This is a genomic window from Thalassobacter sp., from assembly GCF_982993085.1.
The window spans coordinates 1-3,881 of the sequence record NZ_CEZFMW010000185.1; the positions used below are offsets into that span (position 1 = coordinate 1).

Annotated in this window: 3 protein-coding genes; all 3 read left to right on the forward strand. The window is 59.0% G+C overall.

Features of this window, described 5'->3' with window-relative positions:
- Positions 1-273 precede the first annotated feature (273 nt).
- Complete coding sequence (locus AC4GMC_RS17480) at positions 274-1,641, forward strand: hypothetical protein (protein ID WP_490391486.1); 1,368 nt, start codon at positions 274-276, stop codon at positions 1,639-1,641.
- A gap of 322 nt (positions 1,642-1,963) precedes the next feature.
- Entirely contained in the window at positions 1,964-2,716 is a 753-nt protein-coding gene (locus AC4GMC_RS17485) for a sulfotransferase family 2 domain-containing protein (RefSeq protein ID WP_490391487.1), read from the forward strand.
- A gap of 146 nt (positions 2,717-2,862) precedes the next feature.
- Positions 2,863-3,881: GDP-mannose 4,6-dehydratase (gmd, locus tag AC4GMC_RS17490; RefSeq protein ID WP_488082369.1), on the forward strand; the 1,019-nt coding region annotated here is incomplete at its 3' end.

The following is a 3,881-nucleotide window of genomic DNA, read 5'->3' on the forward strand; positions in this document are numbered from 1 at the left end:
CATTTACCTTTTGTTATGCCGCGCGGTCCGAGCGCGCGCAAATGGTTAAGGTGTACGGCGACGATGCGCGGCCATCATGTCACGCTTGGGGGCGGGAAGATGACCAAAACGGGGCATGTTTCAAATTTTCTTATAATCAATCTTATGTATTATTAACGGAATTGTGTGCGGAGCTGTCCCCGCATGGGCGCAGAATTTTCGTTGCGGTGCGGGCCAAAGATATGGTCCCTTGGGGAAAATATTTTGAGTGTTCCCTTTTTAAGGATGCCCCCGATGGCTCTGTGTTTTTCACGCCGATTGTTTGCTCTGATTGTGGCGGTTTGTATGGGGGGGCTTTGGGCCGTGCCCGCACAAGCCCAGACGGCCGCGTGCCAGATCACGGTCGACAGTTCCGCCGCGCTGACAGAGGTGTTGCTGCGCCCGGGCGATCAAAAGGCGGGCTTGGTGGTGTGTCTGGCGCCGGGCACCTATGCCCCCCTCGATTGGGAACGGCTGAAGGGGGCGTTTCAAGGCATCCCCGATGCGCAGCCCATGACGATCACCTCAGCCGACCGCGCCCGCCCCGCCGTTCTGGGCCCGTGGGAGATGTCATCGCAGCGCGGGGGCGCGCCCAATGGCAATCTGACGCTGTCATATGTCACCATTCGCCTTAACAGCCCCGAGGTTACGCCGGGCCAAAAGGGGTTTTCGCAACATATGTACGGCGTGTTGTTGGGGCGTGGTGGGGTGACGCGCAATTTCACGCTGCGCGGCGTGCGTGTTGAGGGCCCCATGCGCGAGGCACGGCGCGGCGGGCAGCGTACACAAGCCCTGACCCATGGTGTCTCTGGCTGGGGCGAAAACGTCACTATTACGGGCAATTTGTTCACAACAATCGTCAATGCCGTTTCGGTTTGGGGCGAGGATATCGTGATTTCATACAACCGTGGTCACCGGCTGTGGGGGGATTTGGTGCGGCTGTCGGCGATCAAGCTGCGCGGGCAGGATTGTCGCCCGTCGCGCAACATCGTGGTGCGCAACAACATCTTTTCCGACAGTTGGTCCGATAACACGGAGCATCCGGATGTCATCCATATGTTCCCCCATTCGGGGGTGCCGTGCGGGCTGAACGGGGTGCTGATTGAGGGCAACATCGCCTATGTGGGCCGCGAAGGCATGGTGCAACCGGCGCGGCCTACGGGGTTTCGGCTGGCCGCGCCCTATCCGGCTCCAAATCTGTTGGCGCGGGATTTTGAGAATATGCATCGCCTGATTGGGCCGGGCACCGTGACCCTGCCCTCGGCCAATTGCGGGACCGAGCAATTGAAGCTGGGCATCCAAAAGGCGGCAGGCTTTGGAGGGACAGGGCCGGTTGTGTTGCAGGCCGCCCCTGGGGAACGGCTGATGCTTTATGGTCGCGCGCTGACGTCTTATGACATCCGCGCCGAGGGAGAGGCATGGCTGCTGATCTGTCGGGGCAAGAATGAGCCGGTCTGGCATATGCGGGCGATGAAATCCGGGCCGCAGGGTTTCTTTAGCAACAAGATCAGGGGGGCGGATGGCAATACAACAGGCGGCCGTAAATCCAACGTACCCGAGGCCAAAAATTACAATCTTCATGCTCTAAACGCGCCCTCAATATCGGTTCTTAAAATGCTTTGACATGGAAACCATGCAGCTTTGGGGCGTGCCTTTTCAGGGTCAGCCCCCTCAATAGTGCAAAAAACGTACCATCTGAGCCAGAATAAGGGCAGGTTAGAGGCGTTATAAAGGCGTGTTTCTGCGTCGCGGCGGAACACATCGCCAGTCGGCGGGATATGGCCCACCCCTATGCGTGGGGTTTGCGCCGCAGTTGCGCAAAACCGGTGCCCGGCGGCTGGACCTGTGGCCCCATCGTTTCTAATAAAAACAAAGGCCTCCTGATTTGGGGGCAAAAAGTAATTTTAGAATTGGCTCCCAAGCCGCCCTTACGAAAGACGTTCTTATGCCCCTGATGCGTGCAGGCTCTCAATTGCTCTATTATGCCCATGTGCCCAAATGCGCGGGCTCGGCGTTGGAACATTACTTGGCCGCGCGCTTTGGGCCTTTGGGCTTTGTGGACACTGCCTACCTCAGCCACAGCCACCCGTGGACCCAGACGTCTCCGCAGCATATGGACCGCCACGCGCTGGCCCAGCTGTTTCCCGTGGGGTTCATCGACGCCAGCTTTGCCGTGGTGCGCCACCCCACCGCCCGCATCATCAGCGCGTGGCATTTCCAGCTAGAGCAGGAAAAGACGGTCCCCCAAGGCATGACGTTTTCCGATTGGCTGACGGATTTGCCGCTGCAATGGGCGCAGACCCCCTACGCCTATGACAACCACACCCGCCCCATGAGCGACATCGTCCCCCCCGAGGCGGCCGTGTTCTACCTTGAGCATGGGCTAGAGGCGATCATCCCGTGGCTCAACATGGTCGTAGGCGACACAGATGGTCCCACCGAAATCACCCAAGTCAACGCCCGCCGCAAAAAGGCCAAAACCCCTGCCAAGATCAACCCCAGCCCTGGTGATCTCGCGTTGATCGGAGAGATCTTTGCACAAGACTTTGAGCGGTTCGGCTACCGGCTTGAGGACGATGCCGCCCCCCAAGCCAACGGTGAGCCCTGTCCTATTCCCGGCGCATCCCAATCCCCCCAAAGCCCCAGCCTCGGCGCCCGAGCCGCACAGCTGATCGGCAAAATCCGCAACAGGTTGTAGCAGGGTTTGCATCCGGGTTGCAGTCGGGGCGCGTGTTTGACCCGTGCAAAGTATCCCAACCCGCATCTTAACGCTTGCCACAAGCCCCGCTCCTTGCACGCACGCAAACCCTATGGCACCAGACGGGCACAATTGGAGGACCTCCCATGACCACATCATCGCCTGCGCCCAAGCGCGCGCTCATCACCGGCATCACCGGACAAGACGGGGCCTACTTGTCCGAATTTCTGCTGGAGAAAGGCTATGAAGTGCACGGAATTAAGCGCCGCACCTCATTGTTCAACACGGCGCGCATTGATCACTTGTTTGATGGCACACCCGGCCAGACGGGCCAATTCGTTTTGCACCATGGCGACATGACGGATAGTTCGTCACTGACCCGCATTCTCCAAGAGGTCCGCCCCGATGAGGTGTATAACCTTGCGGCGCAATCCCACGTTGCTGTCTCTTTCGAAGAGCCAGAATACACCGCCAATTCGGACGCACTTGGCCCCCTGCGCCTGCTGGAAGCCATCCGGTTTCTCGGCATGGGCGAAACAACCCGTTTCTACCAAGCCTCCACCTCAGAGCTATACGGACTGGTCCAAGAAACTCCGCAACGCGAAACCACGCCGTTCTATCCGCGCTCACCCTATGCGGTAGCCAAACTGTATGCCTATTGGATTACAGTAAACTACCGTGAGGCCTATGGGCTGCATGCCTGCAACGGCATCCTGTTTAACCACGAAAGCCCCCTGCGCGGTGAAACCTTCGTGACGCGCAAAATCACCCGTGCGCTGGCTCGGATCAAACTGGGCACGGGTGGGGTGCTTAAGCTGGGGAATATGGATGCTCTGCGCGACTGGGGCCATGCACGCGATTATGTGCAGATGATGTGGCTGATGCTGCAACAGGACACACCAGAGGATTTTGTTATTGCCACGGGCGTCCAATATTCGGTGCGCGACTTTGTCAAAGCCGCCTGTGCTGCTTTGGATATGCAGATCACCTTCGAAGGTGAAGGCCTGAATGAAGTCGGCCGGGACGCGCAGGGCAATATCATCGTCTCCGTCGATCCTCGCTATTTCCGCCCCGCCGAGGTCGAAACCCTTTTGGGCGACGCAACCCGCGCGCGCGAAAAGCTCGGCTGGACGCCGGAAACCAGCTTTGCAGATCTCGTCACCGA